The sequence below is a fragment of the Steroidobacter cummioxidans genome (genome assembly GCF_003104955.1).
In genome coordinates this window covers 153332-173449 of sequence record NZ_LSRW01000022.1, presented here as the reverse complement: position 1 = coordinate 173449, position 20118 = coordinate 153332, and the positions used below count along the sequence as shown (strand labels likewise).

At 61.1% G+C, this 20118-nt stretch carries 17 protein-coding genes and 1 riboswitch; of the genes, 4 read left to right on the top strand and 13 right to left on the bottom strand.

Features of this window, described 5'->3' with window-relative positions:
* Nucleotides 1-5: 5 nt before the first annotated feature.
* Nucleotides 6-1031 (top strand): serine kinase, encoded by a 1026-nt coding sequence (locus D0550_RS14285; RefSeq protein ID WP_116809864.1) that lies wholly within the window; start codon nt 6-8, stop codon nt 1029-1031.
* Complete coding sequence (locus D0550_RS14280; RefSeq protein ID WP_116809863.1) at nt 1028-2164, top strand: glycosyltransferase family 4 protein; 1137 nt, start codon at nt 1028-1030, stop codon at nt 2162-2164. Before D0550_RS14285 ends, D0550_RS14280 begins: the two co-directional genes overlap by 4 nt.
* Here D0550_RS14280 and D0550_RS14275 read toward each other — a convergent pair.
* The 12 genes from D0550_RS14275 to D0550_RS14220 all read right to left on the bottom strand — a co-directional run bounded on the left by D0550_RS14275 (nt 2105) and on the right by D0550_RS14220 (nt 16634).
* Nucleotides 2105-2890 carry a class I SAM-dependent methyltransferase gene (locus D0550_RS14275; protein ID WP_116809862.1) on the bottom strand — a complete coding sequence of 262 codons (786 nt, stop codon included), beginning with the start codon at nt 2888-2890 and terminating at the stop codon, nt 2105-2107. The two genes, D0550_RS14280 and D0550_RS14275, sit on opposite strands and share 60 nt — an antisense overlap.
* Complete coding sequence (locus D0550_RS14270) at nt 2887-4116, bottom strand: nucleotidyltransferase family protein (protein ID WP_116809861.1); 1230 nt, start codon at nt 4114-4116, stop codon at nt 2887-2889. The genes D0550_RS14275 and D0550_RS14270 overlap by 4 nt, the downstream gene beginning before the upstream one ends.
* Nucleotides 4113-5486 (bottom strand): B12-binding domain-containing radical SAM protein, encoded by a 1374-nt coding sequence (locus D0550_RS14265; RefSeq protein ID WP_116809860.1) that lies wholly within the window; start codon nt 5484-5486, stop codon nt 4113-4115. The genes D0550_RS14270 and D0550_RS14265 overlap by 4 nt, the downstream gene beginning before the upstream one ends.
* Nucleotides 5487-5505: 19 nt before the next feature.
* The gene (locus D0550_RS14260) at nt 5506-6966 is read right to left on the bottom strand and encodes a B12-binding domain-containing radical SAM protein (protein ID WP_116809859.1); all 1461 of its coding nucleotides are present in this window, start codon (nt 6964-6966) and stop codon (nt 5506-5508) included.
* Between the two features lie 152 nt (nt 6967-7118).
* Nucleotides 7119-8015 (bottom strand): YihY/virulence factor BrkB family protein, encoded by an 897-nt coding sequence (locus D0550_RS14255; RefSeq protein WP_116809858.1) that lies wholly within the window; start codon nt 8013-8015, stop codon nt 7119-7121.
* A 114-nt stretch (nt 8016-8129) separates the two neighbouring features.
* Nucleotides 8130-10250 (bottom strand): TonB-dependent receptor, encoded by a 2121-nt coding sequence (locus D0550_RS14250; protein ID WP_116809857.1) that lies wholly within the window; start codon nt 10248-10250, stop codon nt 8130-8132.
* Nucleotides 10247-11839 carry a PepSY domain-containing protein gene (locus tag D0550_RS14245; RefSeq protein WP_116809856.1) on the bottom strand — a complete coding sequence of 531 codons (1593 nt, stop codon included), beginning with the start codon at nt 11837-11839 and terminating at the stop codon, nt 10247-10249. Before D0550_RS14245 ends, D0550_RS14250 begins: the two co-directional genes overlap by 4 nt.
* Before the next feature lie 323 nt (nt 11840-12162).
* Nucleotides 12163-12393: riboswitch (cobalamin riboswitch) on the bottom strand.
* Between the two features lie 57 nt (nt 12394-12450).
* Nucleotides 12451-12903, bottom strand: a complete 453-nt coding sequence (locus D0550_RS14240) for a DUF2846 domain-containing protein (protein ID WP_116809855.1) — start codon at nt 12901-12903, stop codon at nt 12451-12453.
* Nucleotides 12904-12912: 9 nt separating this feature from the next.
* Entirely contained in the window at nt 12913-13173 is a 261-nt protein-coding gene (locus D0550_RS14235; protein ID WP_116809854.1) for a hypothetical protein, read from the bottom strand.
* Between the two features lie 255 nt (nt 13174-13428).
* Nucleotides 13429-14586, bottom strand: coding sequence for an aminotransferase class V-fold PLP-dependent enzyme (locus D0550_RS14230; RefSeq protein WP_116809853.1), 1158 nt, complete (start codon nt 14584-14586; stop codon nt 13429-13431).
* A 28-nt stretch (nt 14587-14614) separates the two neighbouring features.
* Complete coding sequence (locus D0550_RS14225; protein WP_116809852.1) at nt 14615-15802, bottom strand: PrnB family protein; 1188 nt, start codon at nt 15800-15802, stop codon at nt 14615-14617.
* Between the two features lie 187 nt (nt 15803-15989).
* Nucleotides 15990-16634: an FMN-binding negative transcriptional regulator gene (locus D0550_RS14220; protein WP_116809851.1), complete on the bottom strand. Its 645-nt coding sequence runs from the start codon at nt 16632-16634 to the stop codon at nt 15990-15992.
* Nucleotides 16635-16738: 104 nt separating this feature from the next.
* Between D0550_RS14220 and pdxR the strand changes: the two genes are divergently transcribed.
* Nucleotides 16739-18202 (top strand): MocR-like pyridoxine biosynthesis transcription factor PdxR, encoded by a 1464-nt coding sequence (pdxR, locus tag D0550_RS14215; RefSeq protein ID WP_116809850.1) that lies wholly within the window; start codon nt 16739-16741, stop codon nt 18200-18202.
* A 35-nt stretch (nt 18203-18237) separates the two neighbouring features.
* Here the strand turns inward: pdxR and D0550_RS14210 are convergent, their stop codons facing one another.
* Nucleotides 18238-19137, bottom strand: coding sequence for an EamA family transporter (locus tag D0550_RS14210; RefSeq protein ID WP_116809849.1), 900 nt, complete (start codon nt 19135-19137; stop codon nt 18238-18240).
* Between the two features lie 141 nt (nt 19138-19278).
* On the opposite strand from D0550_RS14210, the gene D0550_RS14205 reads away from it, so the two are divergent.
* Entirely contained in the window at nt 19279-20118 is an 840-nt protein-coding gene (locus tag D0550_RS14205; protein ID WP_161965823.1) for a copper resistance D family protein, read from the top strand.

Below are 20118 nucleotides of genomic sequence, written 5' to 3'. Positions count from 1 at the left end.
TCGCCATGTCGCGCGACGCTGTTGCCTGCGATGTTCCTTCGGCGGACCCGTTCGGTGAGCGGCAGCCGCCGCTTCTGCATCAACAGGCGCAAGTACTGGGCGGGCAATTCCACTTCGAGACCGACAGTCCGGAGTTACTGGAAATCGTGCGCCATGCGTACCAGAACTTGCCGGCCCACACCTTTTCTCATCCCCCGCCCCGCTTTACGGTACGGCTATTCCTGACGCCGTCCGCGTGCACGAACGTTGCAGCGAGTGAACCGCCACAAATGCGGCCACTCGCGGGCAATGACATCCTTTGTGGCGCGCTCGACGAGTCGAGTTGCGCGATCATCGACCCGCTGCGGCAGTCGGCGTTGTTGGTCGTGAGTGAGCGCATGCTCCCGTTCCCGTATCACGTGCGCTATGAGTTGATCGAGTTCGCCGTCTACACACTTGCAGCGCGTGCGCAGGGGCTCATTCCGTTGCATGCCGCCTGCATCGGCCGCAGCGGCTGCGGCATTCTGTTGATGGGCCCGAGCGGCGCTGGGAAATCAACAGTCACTCTCCAGTGCGTGCTGCGCGGCTTGGAATTTCTGGCTGAGGACAGCGTGTTGGTCCAACCAGAAAATCTGTTGGCGACGGGACTGGCAAGTTTCCTACACCTGCGTCACGACTCGTTGCGATTCCTGACGAACCCCGTGCAGGCGGCGTCCATAGCAAACTCTCCCGTCATCCAGCGCAGGAGTGGCGTAGAGAAACTGGAGATCGATTTGCGAGGCCCCTCCTACGCGCTGGCGCCCTCGCCCCTGTGCACGATTGCGGTCGTGTTCCTCTCGAACGACATTGCTCCCGGGAAGTCGCTGCTCGTTCCCGTGCATCGGGAAGCGCTCGCTTCCAGACTCGCGGAAAACCAACGTTACGCGGCAAACCAGCCGGGCTGGAGCGCGTTCGAACGCGCCTTGACGCTGTTGCCAGCGTTCGAGTTGCGAAGAGGCGATCATCCGCTGGAAGCCGCGGAGGTTCTGAGTGAATTGCTGGAGTCCGCTTGAAAATCGCGCTCATCGTGCCTGGAGGAGTCGATGCCTCGGGAGAGTACCGAGTCATCCCGGCACTGCTTGCGTTGATTCGCCGCCTTTCGCTGCATCATCAGGTGCACGTTTTCGCCCTCATTCAGGAGCCGCAGCCGCGCAGTTGGGATTTGTTGGGCGCGCGTATTCACAACATCGGCGTACGGCACACGCGCATCAGAGCAGTTCGCGCAATCCGGGCGGAGCATCGCGCCGGCCCCTTCGATGTCGTGCATGCGATCTTCTCAGGAAGCCCAGGACTCATCGCCGTGTCCGCTGCCTGGATGTTGGGTATTCCGAGCCTGGTGCATCTGGGGGGTGGAGAGCTCGTCGCGCTTGCAGACATCGGCTATGGCGGGCGACTGACATGGCGCGGGCGCGTCCGGGAAGCGCTCGTTCTTCGAGCTGCGTTCGCAGTCAGCGCGCCGAGCGCGCCGATGATCGATCGTTTGGGCTCGCTCGGAATAGCAGCGCGGCGCATTCCTCTCGGAGTCGATACTGAAATATGGACGCCGAGCGAGCCGCGCCGTCGTGACATCTCACAGCCTGCGAAGCTCATCCACACTGCCAGTCTGAACCGCGTGAAAGACCAGCCGACCTTGTTACTCGCGCTCGCGCGGCTGCGGGATAGAAGCATCGACTTCGAGATGGACGTCGTCGGGACGGATACCCTGAACGGTGAAATGCAGCGCTTGAGCCACAGTCTGTCCTTGTCGAACAACGTTCGCTTCAGGGGATTTCTTCCCCAGCAGCCGCTACGCGCCTTGATGCAATCGGCACATCTCATGATGATGTCCTCTCAGCACGAAGCTGGCCCTGTGGCGATGATCGAGGCCGCCATGACGGGGGTGCCAACCGTTGGATCGGCCGTCGGTCACATTGCCGAGTGGGCGCCAACAGCAGCGGTGGCCGTACGCCCTGGCGATGCTGAAAGCCTGGCTCGTGAAGCCGCACTACTGCTCTCTGACGAGGAACAGCGCTTGCGCATCGCGCATGAGGCTTGGTCGCGAGCGGTGCGGCAAGATGCCGACTACACAGCCCGCACGTTTGAAGCTCTATACGAGGAGGCCATCGGCGTGCGACGCCGATCGACGCACCGGCTTGCGAAACAGTAGAAACATGAACCGACAAGCGGTGAGTCGCAGGCACGCCAGCCCGCGCCCGGTCGGTGCGGCGTAGCCGCGCGTTGAAAGCGATACAGCCGAAGGCGCCGCAAACACTCGCTGCAACACGAAGTGTGGGGCACACTGCCTGGAAAAATCATCGAGGCCCCGCCGCACGATGTTCCCCTGCGCGCCCGGCAGACTGTAGTGTCCGTCGCGTAGCAGCCGGTACGCATTCCTCCACCACCAGCCATAGCGCAGATCGCCGAGAAAGTATGGATTGAGAACGCTCGCGAGCACGGCGCCGTCCGGCCGAGTCATCCAGGCAAAGCAAGCAAACAGCTCGCGCAAATCCGTGATGAGACTCAGAGGAGCAAAGTTCGCGGTGACCAGATTGACGCGCTGCTGGCAAAACGCCCCCCGTGCGAGAAAATCCTGATAGCTGCCGGTATGGAGCTCGACGCGTTCGTCCCGGATGAGATCCTGGCAATACTCGGCAAAGAATGCGGCCATGCCCGGATCGATGTCATAAGCGACCACTCTACGACCATGCTCGGCATAGCAACGGGCATCAACGCCGGGGCCAGCGCCAAAATCGAATACCGTTGCCGCAGGTCCAGCGACATCCATCGCTAGTGACTGAAAAGCGGCACGAGCCCGACGATCGGACGCTCGCACCGTCATGGCCGCGAGATACTCTGCGCCGGTGACAGCAATCTCGCTGGTGCAGACGCTCACAAGCGCTCCCGGAAAGCGGCGCGAACCGCATGCATGGTGGCTTGCCGAGTCGGACGAGATGTCACCCAGCGCAGTGCGCGTCGGTAATGCGGCAACTGAAACCACGGGCTGTTGGAAGCCCACGCTTCGTAGCTCACGATATGCGCATACACGGCGCGCGCTTCCTCATCCGGTCGAACGCGTTTGACAGCATAGCGAAACGCCTCCGGCAGCGACTGAGCCCATTCGATCCCGGGAAATGCCTCGATGTGCAATCGTGAGAGCGAAACATCCGATAGTCGGTACTGTCGCGAAGCCCTGCGCAATACCCACCGACAGTCCGCTGCAACAATCGCGAGCAGATGTTTCGGAACTGCGTGAGGATAATAATGAGCGGTAAGCGCGAGCGGCGGCATCGCCCACCACACTCCCGGTCCACCTGCGGCATCGCTCATGAAATGAGTCCAGTCGGACTCAGTCATGCGGGAACAGAGCAACGCGAGATCATGCAGGTGCATTAGCCGCAATCCGCGCCACATCATGGCGCCAGCCGCATGAAGCAGCAGATGGGTGATCAGCGCCGCTTTCGACGGATAGGCATTGAGTCCCACGTGCGGCCGCGCGGGAAACACGATCTGCGAGATATCGATTTCGTCAAGCGGGAGCCTCTCGCAGACGCGCTCATGCAGCTCGATCTTGATGTCGTTGTCGGCATGCTCGCCAAGCGGCCCGGGGGTCCGCGCGACCTCGGGAACAAAGGCCTGGTGTTTCCAATGCGGATACGATTCCCGAAAACCCAGTGAATGCAGGACAGCAGTGGCGCGCTCTACGTCGGGCCCGCGCACGAGCAGGTCCAGATCCCCCATCGGTCGCTCGCCGGGCTCGTAAAGGCCAATTGCATATAACTCCGCCCCTTTCAGCGTGACCGCGGGAATCGCAGCCTGTTTCAGGCTGACGTCAAGAGCTTGCAACAGCTGCTGCATTCGTCCGTGACGGATCAGAGTGTGCTCACGTTGCTGCCGCAGGAAACACTGCCACTCAGCGGGACCACTCCAGCGCAGCCGTGAGGCCAGCAGCGCAGACACACCATGGATGGCAGCCACCGCACGAGCGGTTTGCCACTGCAGCTCGGACCACTCCGGCGCGACAGATCCCGGCGACGCGAGCTCTGCTGCCAGTGTTTCGGTGGTTGAGCGCAAGGCCTGCTGCAGAACCTTCGGAGCGGGAATGGCATCGCTTTCCTTCATGAGTAACTCCGCATCTGCTCGCGAGCCTGTCGCGCCGCAGCCGATAGCTGCGCCGCCCGCTGCGGGTCGGTCATCGCGAGCCGTGAGGCCTCCACTTCATTTCGCAGCCAGATATCGGCGAGCTGGTAGTACTGCCTGTCGTGCCTGCCGCCGATGATGTAATCGCGGTCGGAAGCCTCCTCCCACTTCAGTGGCAGTTCGACTCTGTCGGCAACCCGTTCGAAGTAAGGAGTTCCTTTGATCGGATAGGCGACCGTGGTGAAGAAGACATCCGGATCGCTGCGCCTGACATGCTCGACGGTCGCCGCAATGTCCTCGATCTGTTCTCCTTCGTAGCCCCACATCAGAAACATTCCGACGGAGATACCATGCCGCCGCGCCAGGCCGACCGCACGTTGCACCTGCTCCACCGTCACGCCGCGCTTCATGGCATCCAGAATTTTTTGACTGCCACTCTCCGAGCCAATCCAGATGCGATAACAACCGAGTTGGCGCAGAGCGCGCACCGCCGCTTCACTTTGCAGACGATCGGCGCGTGTGATGGTCTCGAACGGCAGGTGAATGCCCCGGCTCTCGAGCTCGTGCACGTAGCGCTCCAGCCAGAGATGGTTGATCGTGAAAACATCATCCGCATACCAGAGCTGATCGGGTCGGTAGCGCGCCTGAATCCACGCCACCTCCTCTGCCACTGCCGCAGGGCTGCGTCGCCGATGCGAATGACCATACACGGCATGGGAACACCACTGGCATTTGTATGGACAGCCACGCGCCGTTATAAGATTGATGCTGCTGGCACCGTGATGGGTGCGCCAGACGTCCAGATATTTCTGGTGATCGATGGCATCGCGATCCGGCAGCGGCAGAGCATCGAGATCCGCGAGCATGGGTCGTTGCGGAGTGTGCACGACCTCACCCGATTCGCTCTTGAACGCAATACCACACACCCGATGCAACTGCTGAGGCCCAACCGTGGACAGTGCCCCCAGCAGTTCGAGCAACGTCGCCTCCCCTTCGCCAATGACGACCACATCGGCGCCGGCTCGCAGGTACTCCGCCGGATAGTTCGCGCTCTCCGGACCGCCGAGGATGACTGTCCAATCAGCCTGTTTGGCTGCGGTAATGAGCTGCAAGACCGACTTGCGCGTCACGAGATTTGTATAGATGCCAACGATGCCGCGAGTTCGTCGTAACCGGTTGAGCAGTTCCGCGCGCGAACCGAACGTGCTGTCATAGACCTCGACAGACTGTTCCCGGGCTTTCAGGTAGGCGGCAAGGTACAACAGCCCCAGTGGAGGATACGGCTTCATGATCTGCTGTTCCTTCTCGTCTTCCGAGAGGAAGTAGCCATGGGTCAGCAGAACATGAGTCATTGACTGCCCCCCTGCGCACTCAGCCCGCCACCGTTACTGGCGGATCACTGAGATAATCGTTCGCCTTGGCAACGAGCAGCGCCCAGCGGCGCTCGAGCTGCTGCCGGGCCAGGTGATATTCGGCCGCGTCGCGGGTGATCCCGGGCTGCTCCAGATCGACCTCTTCGTGCAGCAGATTCCGCACCGAGCGGTAGAAATCCGACTGGTATGTGCCGCGGAACATCATTTCGAGATCGCCGCTGTCGCGCCAGTGAGTCTTGCTCCCCAGCTGTTCCTTGACCTGCTCGTAGAATCGAGTGCCGGGCAAGGGATAGGACACACTGACACCGACAGCATCGGGCCGAGCCTGCTGGAGCAGCTCGCGCGTGGCGAGAATGTCCTCGAGCTGCTCGTGCAGATATCCCAGTTGAATGAAAAAGCCCACGCGCACACCGCAATCTTTCAGCCGCGCGCGGGCGGTAACGATCTCGGCGACCGTCGTGCCCTTGTCCATCGCATCGAGCACGCGTTGACTGCCGCTTTCTGCCCCGATCCAGGCTTCGCAACAGCCGGCCTCCTGCAGCGCCAGCGCCATGCGATCGGTGATGAGATCGGCACGCGTCTGAATCGTGAACTCGACCGGCCCGCCAGCGGCGCGGGCCGCGTGTGCAAATGACAGAACCCAGCTGACTCGCCAGCCAAAAATGTCGTCGGCGAACCAAATGTGATCGGGCCTGAAGTGATGTTTGAGGTATGCCATCTCCGCAGCGACCGAGGTCGCGGCGCGCTGTAAGTAATGGTTGCCCCAAATCGGCTTGGCGCACCAGGCGCAACGAAACGAACAGCCTCGCGAAGCGGCCATGTTGAGACTGAAAAAACCATGAGCCTTCAGCCACGCAGCACGGTAGCGATCCATATCGACCAGATCCCACGCAGGCAGGTCGAGGTCGGGCGTGGTGCGCGATGCCGTGCGAGGCACGCGAATCGTCCGCACAGCGCCGTCGTGCAAAGATGCAATGTCCGGCACTCCCTCGACGAGCTCCTCTCGTACTACTGTCGGATGAGTGTCGAGCCGCCTCACCAACTCCGTTAGCGCAGGCAGTCCTTCCCCAAGCAGTGCGACATCGGCTCCCGCTGTGAGGTATGCACCTGGAGCGTCTGTGACGTCGGAGCCGGCGGCAATCACCCGTATGCCACGGCGATGCGCGCCGGCGATCATTTCGCAGGCAGCGCGCCTCATGTTCGCCAGGCACATCTTGCTCAGGAAGTTGAACGAATCCTCATAAAGCAACAGGACTTGCGGCGCGGCGCTCGCCAGGCAGCGTTCATACTCTTCGAGACCCTCGGCCAACATCGCATCGAAGAAATGGATTTGATGACCGGCTGTGCGCAACAGCGCGGCGACCTGCAGAGTGGCCAACGGAGGATAGGGCTTTGACCGCTCGAGCTGCCGGCGATCGAAGCATAGGAAGTAGGAATGGGCGATCAGGATTGAGAGCATGGGTGCGTCAATCACACCGTATAGCCCGGCTGTTCGGCGAACCGTTACTCGAACCGGCGCACTCGAGTAGTGAGTGGCGCCATGCAGGGTAATGGTTCAGCCTTGCTAAAAGTTGCTCTCGCACGCTCAGTCGCTGGCGTGCTGTTGTGCAGCTATTCTTCTTGAACGGCGATGTTCAAGCGCACAGCCGTACTCTTTGGCGTGACGGCGCCATCGCGTGTGAGGATCGTCACCACGGTGAGGCACGTACCGAAGAAAAGAATCAGCGAGGAGTAATAGACCCACAGCAGGACGAGGATGAGCGATCCCGCCGCACCATAGGTCGAGGCCGGCGCTACGTGAGTGAGATAGAACGAAATGAGGTACTTGCCGACCGCGAACAGCACGGCCGTGATGAAAGCACCGCGCCACACGTCGCTCCACTGCAAACGGACATCCGGCAGCACTTTGAAAATCATTCCGAAGAGCAGCGTCGTCACCCCCAGCGAAACGGCCACATCGATGCCGGTCACCACCAGCGGCGGCACGGGAATCAGCTGATCTGCGTACTGGACGATGCCGGTGATGGCGACGCTGACGACGAATGATGTGACCAACAGGAATCCGATGATCAACACCATGCTCAACGACAGCAGACGCACGGTGATGAAGGTCAGGATGCCGCTGCGCGTGGGCCGGGCCACGACGCCCCAGAACTGGTTGAGCGAGCTTTGCATCTGCGCAAACACGGTCGTCGCGCCGAACACGAGCGCGCCCAGCCCAAGCAGCGTGGGCAGAATCCCCGCCTCCTTCAATTGCGATCGGCGCACGGCCTCCTCCACCGCCGCTGCCGCCTGCGCTCCCACGAGATCGGCAATCTCCGCCGAGATCTCTCCGCTCGCCGCCTCTTCGCCATAGACGAAGCCGACGATGGCCACCAGAATGATCACCAGCGGTGCCAGCGAGAACAGCGTGCAGAAGCCCAATGCACCGGCATGCTGGAACGCATTCCGATCCAGCCAGAGATTGACGGCTTTCTTGACGAGCTGAACGAAATCGAGTGGTGGCATAGCCCACGATAATGCCGAGCGCGGATACTCAGTTCAACCTGGGCAATGCGCACCGAACGCAGAGCCGCCAGCGGCGGTTCTTGAACACGTGTCCTATGGGCCGTTCGGCGGCGGTCAGTATCTGAAGTCGACCATCAACTCCAGCGTCCGCGGCTTCTCGATGCTCCACTGTGATTGACTGGTCGACGTGACATAGACCTTGTCGAAGGCGTTATCGAGACGCAACGTCAACCCCATCTCGTCCATGGCTTGCCAGCGAACGTTGAGATCGGCGACGTTGTATGCCTTGGCGGTCAGCGTGTTGGCATTGTTGGCATAGCGTTTACCGACGTAACGCCAGCCCGCACCAGCCTGCCAGTCCGGCAGGAAGTCCCAAGTGACATAGGCATTCGCGGTTCGCTCGGGTACGCCAGTCGGCGTCTTTCCATCGCGCACGATGATCTGACCGCCGGTGACTTCCTTGAAGTCGTCATAGCGCGCATCCAATGCGGCAACGTTGGCGTTGATCGCCCAGCTCTCGCCCAGTGCGAGCGCCACGGCGAACTCCAATCCACGCGCAGAGCGCGCACCGATCTGCTGTTGCACGTTCGGGTTGTCCTGGTCACGACTGAGGATGTCGTACTTGGTCAGATCGTAGGCGGTCAGCGTCCACTGCCCGAGGCCATCGGCGAAGATCTGCTTGACGCCGACTTCGTAGAGCTCGCCGCGCGTCAGCCGGTACGGTGCCTGCGCGACGGAGCTGGTGATCAATGTGCTCACGTGCTCGGAGTTGCTCGCGTACTGCCCGAACACCACGAACGTCCTGGTGATGTCGAACACTGAGCCAATGCGCCAGCTCAGCGGCGAATAGCCCTTCTCGAAGCTGTTGGCATCGAAGAATTGATCGCGATCCACCTGAATATCGTCATAGCGCAGACCGCCGACGAGCGCCCATCGGTCGGTCACCTTCAAGCGATTCTCAGCGAAGATCGAATACTGCTGCGTCTCGGCCCGATAAGTGAGCCGGGTAGCATCGGGGCTGTTGAATTGCCCGGGCACGAAGTCATCCGGATCGATCGCATCGCTACCGCGGAACGGGGAATTGCTCGGGCCGAGAAAGCGCACGGAATTGATGTCGAAGCCGATCGAGACATCATTCTGCAGCCCGAATAGCGAATGATTCACGACCAGGTTGGTGCGGTTGCCGCGCTGGATCTGATTGTGATAGATCTCCAGAAAATCGGAGCGGTTGACCAGCCCGGTGGCCGCGACGTATGCGTACGCTTCAGCATTGCGCCAATGGCGATTGCTGCTGATGTAGTAAGTATCGTTGGTCAGCGCGACGCCCTCGGCAACGCTCCAAGTGAGGTTCAGACGCGTCAGGTCGTCGCGCCACTTCATGACTGCATCGCCAAAGTTGAAGTTGCGCTCGATCCACGCCTTGTTCAACCGGCCATTGATCAACGGAACGCCGTAGTACGGCGCTTTATCCTGATCGCCGTAGTCGTACATGAGCGTGGCCGAGAGGCTGTCCGTCAGATCCCAGCGCAAACCGCCGGATATCGCGAGGCTCTCCGCATCGCCGTTCTCGAACCAGTTTTCGCTCTGTCGATAGCTCACGTCGGTGCGATAGGAGAACCGCTCGCCAAGCGGTCCGCCCGCGCCCAGTCCCAAGTGGTACGTATCGTGATCGGCGACGGAGAAACGCGCTTGATAGCTTTCCTGGCGACTGGGTTTTCTGGGGATCACGTTGATCGCACCGCCGAGCGAGCCCTCGCCATATAGAACCGACGCCGGTCCGTGCAGTACCTCGATGCGATCGATAGACCAGGTATCGAACGGAAACGTCAACGTGCTCGCCGCCGCGAAGAAGCGCATCCCATCGTAAAGCGTCATCACCGAGGTGTGCCCGGAGAAGCCGCGCGCGGTAAGCGAATTGCCCGTGCCCGGAGAACTGACATTGGTAATGCCCGTCGCACGACTGATGGCATCGACGAATCTGGAGTCGCCGCGCGCGACGATGCTCTCTCCGGACAGGATCTCGACGTTCGCCGGCGTTTCGAGCGGCGTGAGATTCAAGCGGCTCGCACTGCTGGCGGGTCGATCCAGCCCCAGCTGATCGATGCTGGCATCCTCGACGAGGATGCGGCGCAGGGTTCCAGAATCCGCCTCGGCTGCACCGACCTGGAAGGAAGTCAGCAGGATGCCCGCCCCCAATCCCACGAAGTGCAGGGAATGCTTCGATGCTCGTCTCATGATCGCTGTACTCGAATTGCCAAACTGTTCTTTTCAATTTCATCGACGCGGCTCGACGCACGACGCATGGGCTTGTAGCGCAAGCGTCGCCAGCCGATCACGACACCAATCACCGAAAGCAGCAGCCCGCCCAGTGAAAATGTGATGACGCAGATGTCCCATAGCGGCCGGCGCTGCCACAGCCACCAGATGTCGAAGGAATGCAGCCCGCTGTACAGCCATCGATAGACGCGGTTGGTGAACGTGCTGCGATCCAATAGCTGTCCCGTGATTGGATCGAGGTGGAACCAAGTGCTCTGCTCGTCACCGAAGCGCACACGTAAGACCGGCAGACGCCGGTCGCCGCGCTCGGGGTGTCGCGAGTAGAAGTAGTTGTCGTAGCTCGTCAGCAGCTTTGATTCCACCAGCGGCGCATCGGGAATGAGTTGCGGCGCGCGTGATGCCATCGTCTGCCAGTCCGGCAGGCGGGTCGCCGTGGGCGCTCCTGCAACGAGCCGAACCGACATGTCGGCATCCGTGACTCGATAGAACGGCTGGCCGTCGTAATGGATCAGCTCCGCCTCCATGGCGAGATCGCCGAAACCGGTGACCGGCAACTGAAAGTCGGACGGCGTGAGCCGCTTTCCCGAATACAACAACTGCTGATCGGCGCTGGCGCGGCGCGGCGGATTGATGCTCAGGGGGTTCATCGACATCAGCCCGCTGAAGACCCAGGTAATCGTCACCAGCCCGAACACGATGCCGGTGAAGTAATGCCAGCGCATCAGCCCCTTGTAAGGAACCTGGCGCTTGCCCGGCGGTGCGCGCCGATTCCAACGAAGAATGCCAATCCAAAGCCCACTGACCGCGAGCACGACCCCGATGACCGAAAGGACGTCGACGATCCATTCCCAGAGCAGCGGATACTTGCGAATGAACGTGGGATAGATCCAGTGCGTGACCGCGCCCAGGTAGTTGAGCGCCCGCTCCGTGGAATGGGTATCGCGAACGACTTCGCCGGTGGTCGACGAGACGTACAGCACGGTGCCCGCGGCATCGTTCAATCGGAAACGCAGCAACGGCCGATGCTCGTTGAGCCCGGAGACGGTCCATTGGTCCGTCTGGATGCGCGCATCGAAAGCAATCGAGTCCACCGACGCTGGAGCGCCAGAGCGTTTTACGAAAGATGCCGCAACGAGCTGCGCTGCCTCCGGCGTGACTTCGCGCAGAACCTCGCCGTTGTCGGCAAAGACGACTCGAGGCTGAGCACCATTGCTGGCGGAGATGACGTAAGCAGGTCGCTCCGCAATCATTGCGAGCCGGATCGATCGCGCCGTGACGACAGCACTGGGATTCAGGTACTCAATCGCCGTCGGCGTGGCTTTCGTCAAGAAGTCTTGTGGCGTCAGCCTGGCAACAGCCTCGTCCGGTGCCAGCGCGGTCGCTGGCAAGCGCAGCGGTTGCGACCCGGCAAAACGCTCGGCTCGGGTGAGCTCCGGAAAGCCCACGTACATCATGAAGATGCCGCTCAAGAACCAGAGCGCGAAGAACAGGCACAGGACGATGCCTGTCCAGCGATGCCAGAGGAATAACTGACGCTTCCAACTCATGGCGCGATCATCGTCAGCGCCGCACACGCCACAAGTTATTTAACGTTGTCGCGGCGCCGATTAACGGCGTTACAGGCGCCGTAACGAACGGTCCACGCACTGCTCGCAAAGTCATCCCGCGCTCCCTTCGATCGAATGACTCGCGAGAACACACGGCCACGACGGTACGCACCGGTTGACGGTGCCGTCGATAGCTGGCGTTCGCTCCCGCGAGCGAATCGGGTTCGAATGAGTGGAGCTGGAAAGAAGCGTCGGCTACGAACGTAGCGAGGCTGTTTCCATCAGCCCCTTCCCACGAGAGCCCGACAGCATGCGCGCCGCAGTCGGGCGCGCGCTCCTTGGCAGGTCTTCGGGCTCATGGGCACCGGCATGAAATGCCGACCTACTAGGCGCTGCTTCCCAGGTCCGAGGACCCAGTGCTGTAAGCGCCGTTCGTTCCCAATTACCGCTGCGGGGCAGCTCCGGAATGCGCGTCGTGGGTTCACGAGCGGTCACCGGATTCCCTTTTCAGCCCGGCTTCATCGGAAGCGGGCACCAAGGATGGCGTGAAAGATAGGAGGAAGATCGCGGTACGTCAACCGCCATGCGGCACACGCCGCGGGCAGCGACCTCTACTGCTTGTACGTGTTCGGTTGGTGACGGTACTCGACGATCTCCCGACGAGCCTGCTGCGACGAAACCTGGCGGATGGCCCATTGGAGCATCCGTGGGTTGCCGGTCACCTCGAAGCGATAGTAGTAAGTCTGCCCTGCTTCGAACCGGTCAGTGATTCTCAGGGGTGGATACGTATACGCCCCCAGCCAGGAATCCACATCGTGGCGCCCCGGCTGCAAATAAATGTGTGTATAGCCGTGCGGCTGCAGCCGACCGATCTGTTGATTGTCCAATGCCAGTCCGCAGTCGTAGCCGAACGATGCCAATGCGGGGACATCGCTAGGCGGCGCATATATATAGATGAGCGCCTGGTCGTCACCGGGTGGCTGCGCAGGTGAAAACGGCGGTCCTTTGGCAGTTCCACACGCAGAAGTGAGGACGCTCAGTACGATGAGGGCGAGGTTGCGCACGTTGGGCCCTCAGTGAGTGAAATACGAGCGCAGACTATCCTCGATCGGCTGCCGCTTGCCGTCGAGCACTCCTCGCGTGCCGAGGTCGAACGACAGGAATTCAATCTCGGCTGAAGCGAACTGAGGATGTTGCTCGCGGAAAATGGCCAAATCTCTGTCGCTCTTGTCCACCTGAGCGATGTCTACCGGGCCGCATTCAGGCATGTTCATGGTGATGGCGCCGAGATAATAGATCTTCCCGCTTTGCAGCTGGAATTTCCGATGTACCAACGCGCTAGCGCCGTCTGCGTATAGACGCCCCACAGAGTAGCCCCTGGCACTGAGCTCCTTCCGCAACGACCGCTGGAGCGACCGAGAAGAGCAGCACGAAAGCTGCAACGACGTTCTTATATGGCAGCATGTTGGACTCCCTGTTTGGGGAGTATCGCATCACGCGACTCATGGAAAATCCGTAAGGCGTCACAAAGCCGCGAGCACAAGCACAGTATCCGCCACGTCAAAGCGTTACTTCATGGATGTCATTTTTTAATAACGCAGTGATCGTAAAGACACCTCCAGCTGCTCGACACCGGCGTCGGTGGTCAGGTCGCCAGGCGACAGTCGCAGCGTTGAACCCCGACAATCCGCGTACACGCCGGCAGCACGCAAATTGCCGATGATTGCGCGAGTATCCGCAGAAGGAGGCAGTCTGAGCATGACGCTCCCGCCACGCCGCTCCTCCTCGCGCGGGCTCACCAGAGGCAGGCCAATTCCATCGGCGGCGGCGATGATTTTGGAAGCAAGACGCCGATTGTGAGCAAGACGCTCACTCTGATTCTGCTGTGCATGCCACTCGAGCACTGGGAGCGTACCTGCGCAGGCAACGACTGAGGGGGTGCCATGGTCGAAGCGCCGCGAGTCCGATGCATACTCGAAGGCATCCAGTGCCCATGAGAACGGATTCTCTTGACTGAACCAGCCACGCAGCTCCGGACTGCATTGAGTCAGCAGATCCTTGCGCACATGTAAAATCCCCGCACCCGACGTACCGCCAAGCCACTTCAAGCTGGTAGACACCGTGAAATCCACCTCGGGCGCGCGTACATCGAACGGCAGCAACCCTATGCCTTGAGTGATATCAACACCGACGAGACTGCCCACGCTGCGCGCGTGCTGCACGAGAGTGGGTATGTCACAACGATATGATGCCGTTGACGTGCATTGAGTCAGCAGTGCCACCGCCACATCGCCGCTCCATCGCGAGCAGAAATCCTCATCGCGTACCCAGGCTTCTCCGGTTCTCAGCGGCACAGTATCCAGTATGAAACCGCTCCGCTGCGCCATGCCCGCGAGCAGGAAATGCAAGCTGGGAAAGCAGTCGGCGCCGACCAGCAGTCGCCGCCCTTTGAGCATCGCTGCCGGCAAAGATCCGATCAAACTGTAGAGTGCAGTCGTCACGTTGTCCGCGGTCGTCAGCGTTCCCGGGTCGGCGTTGATCAGCCCGCGCCAGCGATCGATGAAGCGCTGGCGAATGCCGAGCGCCTGCGGCCACTGCGAATCATCGGTCGCGCTCCACAGCTTTGCGTATGCACTCAGCCCTTGTTCGATCAGCTGCTGCTTGCCTCGGAACATGCCGATCGAGTGATATAAGAAATACCCTGCCCCATCTGCTACGGCAGTCTGTCCGTCGCTGCGATTTGTCATGTGTTTTTTTCTCTGAGGGATGGAGCGGTCAGGCGCTGGCGCCTGCGTCGACCAGCGCTCGCAGTCGAGCCACGTCGCGATGACGAGTGACGATGTCGGATCGGTCGGCGGCCATCCGCATGTCTCGCAGGACTTCCAGGGAGCGCAGCAGGACGGGCAACGGTGGGCCGCTGGCGGTGAGGCCTGGCAGCTTGTCCTCTTTTAGATCCGCCGCCGGTTGTTCAATGAAGCGCTTCACCAGAGCGTCGTGATGTTGGGCTGCCGTCTGCCCGAACAAATCGCAGATCTCCAAATACATGCGAGCGTTCTGCTGAAACCAGTCGGCTCGCGAGTGCCGCTCCCCCAGCCTGAGCAATTCATCCAGCAAGCTGGTGCGTGTCATGCAATCGCGCAAGCGTGCCTGATCCTGCGGCAACATGAACAGCATCTTGTCGACCAGCAGCTGAGCGTAGTACGGGTCGTTGGCCCGACACAGGCCCAACAGCAGATCGAGCTCATTGATGCCGGAGAAATCGCCGGCGTTGGCACCTCGATACTCCTGCCGGCCAACGCGATGCGGCTTGTAGTACGGGCGGACGCAATAGAAAAATCGTTGAATGTCCAAGCGATCGAACAGTCGCTGATTGACTGCCATCACGTCCTGCAGTGCTTGCTTGGTAGTGCGAAACAGCACGTCCGCGACAGGGCTCGAGACTCCGAGATGCACGATGCGCATGAGAGCGTCGGCGGCAGTCTGCAGCGACAAGATGCCGCGAGTGTTCTCATCGATGAACAGCACTTCATCCGGCAACCACGTAAAACTCTTGCGCACGCCGGCGACAGCGAGGTTGTTCATGGCAAGGTGCGCGGTGGCAAATCGCGGCGCCATGCCAAGCGAGACGCCAACATGCAACGCGAGCGCCGAGGCCTCCGGAAATGGAGAGCGATCTTCGCGAGCGGGATTGGTCAGCTCATGACGACGCAGCGCCGCCAGATACAAGCCGACGTTGCCGAGCACACCGAATGCCGTATCGAATCCAGCGCCGGTGTTTCCCTCCTCCAGCAGTGCCACAACATGCACGTGCCCTTCTGCTCGCAGCCGCTCCTTGATCGGGTCGCCAACGCCCAGCACCTGAGCTCGCTCCTCCTGAGCGAAGTACAGCTCCTCCAGTTCCGTATTGAGATCCACAAACGAACTGCGGATCCACCGATCGAATGCCTCTGCTCTGGTACTCATCGACCCATTCCCAAGCTACGTCGTGCGCCAAGTCTCACGGATTCTCGGCAGGACATTGGCCCTACTCGGTGGCGCATCGCGGGGCATTGCAGCACGTTGTCCTGGCAATTGACCTCGTATCAGAACAGTTTTTGTCTTTCAGGCGCATATCCGGGACGTTCATGCAGCGCCCCAAGAACGCATTCGCTCACTCCCGCTCGGCTTTGGCGGCAGCAGCGACCAGCATTGCCTCGCCTACCCTCGTGTCGCCCTGAGCGACGAGCCTCTCGCCGGCACTGCGGATGTCCCGCACTTCCTTGTTCTGGCTGAGCTTGGATTTGCCCACCAGGCGCGTAATTTCAATCTCGATGCCAACAATGGCCTTGAGCATCAGATCTATGTAGTCCTCGGGCGCGTCAGTCATCTTCCACGGCTGCGGTTGCGACGCCTCGTGCTTGCGTGTCAGGCGAGCAACGTTGCCTCGCACGAATCGTTCATCGTCTCGAATCGTGACGCGCCCGTAGACGTGAGCAACCAGATAATTCCAGCTCGGCACCTGCTTGTGAGTCTCGTGCTTGCTAGGGAACCACTGCGGTGAAATATATGCGTCTGCTGCTCGAAAGACGATCAGCACTTCGTCGCCATTGCCGATGTCCTGCCAAACCGGATTGTTGCGTGCGACGTGACAGTACAGCGATCCCAATTTTCCCTGCGAGCGGTCCAGATCGAACGGAATGTGGTTCGCATCGAGTCCGCTCTTGCCATTGGTGATCAAGACACCAAGCGCGCTGTGCTCGATCAAATCGTATAGCAGGTCGATGCGTGACTCATCGAAGTGGGCGGGAACGTACATGATGCTCCTGGCAAGCTTTTCGTAGCCGCATTCTCAGCAGGCGCTGGCCTGATGAACAGGTCCAGTTTGCCAGCAACTCGCTGTGCCAGTTACTCTGCCAGCCGATGAAAAATCCGAGCAAGACTGTTGCCCACCGACCGGGCGCACGAGCGATCTACGACACCTTGAAGGGCCAGATCGCGAGCGGCGTTTTCCGATCCGGCGGGCAGTTGCCGTCCTCCCGAACGTTAGCCACCGAGCTTGGTGTTTCTCGCACGACCGTGACAGTGGCCTATGAGCAGTTGCTCGCCGAAGGGTTCATTGAGGTGCAACAGGGTTCGCGGCCCAGAGTCGCCCTTTCCCGGATCAGCGACGGACCGCGCGACAAAGCGCCACGTCCTTCGCGCCCGCTCCCCCTTGCGGCGTTCGGCGAGCGCATTCGGAAACTGCCCGCATGGCCTTACTACTCAGCTCCCAAACTCGTCGCCGATTTCCGTTATGGCAGTCTGTCGTCGGAGGATTTTCCGACGTCGGTCTGGAAACGCGCGATGAACTCAGCCATGCAGCAGCAACCGAAGCTGCTGGCTTATCAGGATCCCCGCGGCTCGCACCGCCTGCGCCTCGCATTGCAGGCCTATCTGTGGCGTGCTCGTACACTCAAGTGCGACGTCGAACAGATCATTGTGGTCAGCGGCTCGCAGCAGGGACTGGACTTGTGTGCCCGGTTGATCCTCGATGCCGGTCATCGTTTCGTGATCGAAGATCCCTGCTATGTCATGGCGAGACGCATCTTCTCCTGCACGGGCGCCACGCCCGTGCCAATCCCTGTAGACGCTGACGGCCTGCGGACGGAGCTACTGGCGGACGTCGATGCACGGCTGGCCTACGTTACGCCGTCTCATCAATTTCCGTCGGGCGGCGTGCTGTCGATCTCACGCCGTCACGAGTTGCTGGAATGGGCCAGAAAGCGCAATGCCTTTGTGATCGAAGACGACTACGACAGCGAGTATCGCTACGACATACGCCCGGTTCCGCCGCTGTACGGTCTGGAATCCCACGCCAACGTGATCTACCTCGGGACGATTTCCAAGACGCTGTCTCCGACTCTGCGAATCGGCTATCTCGTGGTCCCAACGGAGCTGCAGGAAGTGTTCGCATCGGCCAAGCAGCTCACCGACCGCCACTCGCCGGTGATCGAGCAAGAGGCATTGGCGTCGCTCATCGAAGAGGGAGCGTATGACAGGCACGTGCGCCGGGCCCGCCGGCTGAACGGCGACCGACGCAAGACGCTCTTGAACGCGCTTCAACACACGTTCGCAAACCGCATCACCATCGAAGGCGCCGATGCCGGCCTGCATGTCGTCGTCTGGCTCGACGAGCTGCCTCGTTCACTCGAAAGCACTCTCATCGAGACCGCCCGAAGCGCAGGTGTCGGAGTTCATTCGGTGACTCCACACTATGAGTCAAGCCGGACCGCCCAGAACAAAGTCGGATTGGTCATGGGGTACTCGGCCTTGAGCCCAAGACAAATCGAGCGTGGCGTCCGCATTCTTGCGGACGCGGTGCATAGGGTACGTCGAGAGCGCTGACGGAACGCGTGGACCTGCCGCGCCGATGGGAGGTGCTAGCCTCCTAGCCCAGGATCCGCGTAACGACGAGCACGCTCTGCCGCTCGATGCGCCGTTGCAGCGCTGCCCATCGATGCCGCCATGATCAGCCCGATAGCCAGCCATTGCGTAGCATTTAATTGCTCGCCCAACAAAGCCAGTCCGAGCAAGGCCGCCACTGCCGGCTCTATGCTAGCCATGATGCTGAAGGTCTGCGGCGGAAGACGCTTCAGCGCCACCATCTCCAGAGAGATCGGGATGGCACTCGAGAGCGCCGCCACGCCCACGCCCACCACCAGGACCCAGGGCGAGAGCAAGGCGCCACCTGCATGCGCCACGCCGACTGGCACTACCACCAGCGCGGCCACCAACAATCCCAGCGAGACCGAATGGCCGGCATGCAGGTGCCCCACTCGCTTGCCAAACACGATGTACGTGCCCCAGCAGACCGCCGCCACTAGCGCGAACATCACACCAACAGGATCGAGCGCGCCGACGTTGTCTCCGAGCGGCAAGAGCATGCCCAACCCCGCGACGGCCAGCGCGATCCAGACGAAATCGATGGGACGGCGCGAAGACAACACCGCCACCGCCAGCGGTCCGGAAAATTCGATCGCCACGGCCACGCCAAACGGGATCGTGCGCAGGGACAGATAGAAGCACAGGTTCATCGCGCCCAAGGCAGCGCCGTAGCAGGCAACTCTCCAGGCATCGTCGCGGGTAATGCGCCAGCGCCACGGACGCCACAGCGGCAGTAACAGCACGGCCGAAAAGCCGACACGCACAGCCGTCGTACCCTGGGCGCCGATCAAAGGGAAAAGAGCGTACTTGGCCCAGGAGGTGCCGAGCGCCAGGAATGTGACCGCGCCCAGGATGGCGAGCACCGGGACAAGCGAGGAGTAGCGAAGCATGGACATGCGGCGAATTTTATTGCGCCCGGCGTTCAACTATAGCTACATTTTCGGAGTCTTTAGAATCTTTCGCGCATCCAGAAGAACCGATGCGTCGGACGCAACCTCGGTACAATGCGCCGCAGGGAACGTCCCGGGGCAAATCGAATGCTCGATGCGCTTGCCGCGTTGCTGAAGGCGCTGCTGTATGCGGGGGTTCTATCCTGCGCCGGTGGCGTTTTCGCTCAGGCGACGCTACGCCCTCCACCCGACAGCGAATGGGTAGTGTCTCGGCTCGTGCGAGGCGGCGCCGTGCTCACGATTTTTGCGGCGTTGGCCCATGCCGCATGTTTATTCCTGCAACTTGGCGCGGGATTCGATACGGCCACGCTCTCGGCCGTGTTCTTGTCTGGAGTCGGCGCGGCACTGTGCCTGCGGATCGCGGGCTCCGCGATGCTCCTTAGCACGGAGCCAATCGATGAATCCGCCCGCGCCACCCAGCTAAGTAATGCCGCACTCGTGACCGCGTCGTTCGCATTCAACGGTCACGCCGCCGCGGACGGCCTCGCCTCAGGGCTCGTTGCATTCCTGCATGTCTCGTTCGCATCCTGGTGGTTCGCTGGGCTGTGGATTCTGCGAGACGCCTGCGCTCGCATGGACTTCGCGACAGTCGCAGCGCTAGTCGCGCGCTTCAGCCCTATCGCTTTCCGACTGGTCGGCGGATTGGTGATCGCCGGACTGCTGCTGATAGGAATATTGGTGGACTTCAACAACGATCCCTGGCTGTCGAGCTATGGCAGGCTGCTGGCGCTCAAAGTCGTGCTCGCCGGGCTCGCTCTAGCGCTGGCGAGCTATAACAAGATTCGTCTCACCGCACGCCTGATGAAAGGAGACGCGAGCGCCGTTCGCAGCTTGCGCATGACGATTGGCGCCGAGCTCGCTTGCATCGGCGCGGTGCTCATTGCGACGGCGATACTCACGACATACACGTCGCCGCACGGACAGTGA

Coding starts and splice junctions, on each gene's coding strand:
- D0550_RS14260 (WP_116809859.1), bottom strand. CDS start 6,966: ATGCTCTCAATCCTGATCGCCCATTCCTACTTCCTATGCTTCGATCGC.
- D0550_RS14220 (WP_116809851.1), bottom strand. CDS start 16,634: ATGTACGTTCCCGCCCACTTCGATGAGTCACGCATCGACCTGCTATAC.
- D0550_RS14250 (WP_116809857.1), bottom strand. CDS start 10,250: ATGAGACGAGCATCGAAGCATTCCCTGCACTTCGTGGGATTGGGGGCG.
- D0550_RS14285 (WP_116809864.1), top strand. CDS start 6: ATGTCGCGCGACGCTGTTGCCTGCGATGTTCCTTCGGCGGACCCGTTC.
- D0550_RS14270 (WP_116809861.1), bottom strand. CDS start 4,116: ATGAAGGAAAGCGATGCCATTCCCGCTCCGAAGGTTCTGCAGCAGGCC.
- D0550_RS14205 (WP_161965823.1), top strand. CDS start 19,279: ATGCTCGATGCGCTTGCCGCGTTGCTGAAGGCGCTGCTGTATGCGGGG.
- D0550_RS14265 (WP_116809860.1), bottom strand. CDS start 5,486: ATGACTCATGTTCTGCTGACCCATGGCTACTTCCTCTCGGAAGACGAG.
- D0550_RS14225 (WP_116809852.1), bottom strand. CDS start 15,802: ATGAGTACCAGAGCAGAGGCATTCGATCGGTGGATCCGCAGTTCGTTT.
- D0550_RS14245 (WP_116809856.1), bottom strand. CDS start 11,839: ATGAGTTGGAAGCGTCAGTTATTCCTCTGGCATCGCTGGACAGGCATC.
- D0550_RS14230 (WP_116809853.1), bottom strand. CDS start 14,586: ATGACAAATCGCAGCGACGGACAGACTGCCGTAGCAGATGGGGCAGGG.
- D0550_RS14255 (WP_116809858.1), bottom strand. CDS start 8,015: ATGCCACCACTCGATTTCGTTCAGCTCGTCAAGAAAGCCGTCAATCTC.
- D0550_RS14210 (WP_116809849.1), bottom strand. CDS start 19,137: ATGTCCATGCTTCGCTACTCCTCGCTTGTCCCGGTGCTCGCCATCCTG.
- pdxR (WP_116809850.1), top strand. CDS start 16,739: ATGAAAAATCCGAGCAAGACTGTTGCCCACCGACCGGGCGCACGAGCG.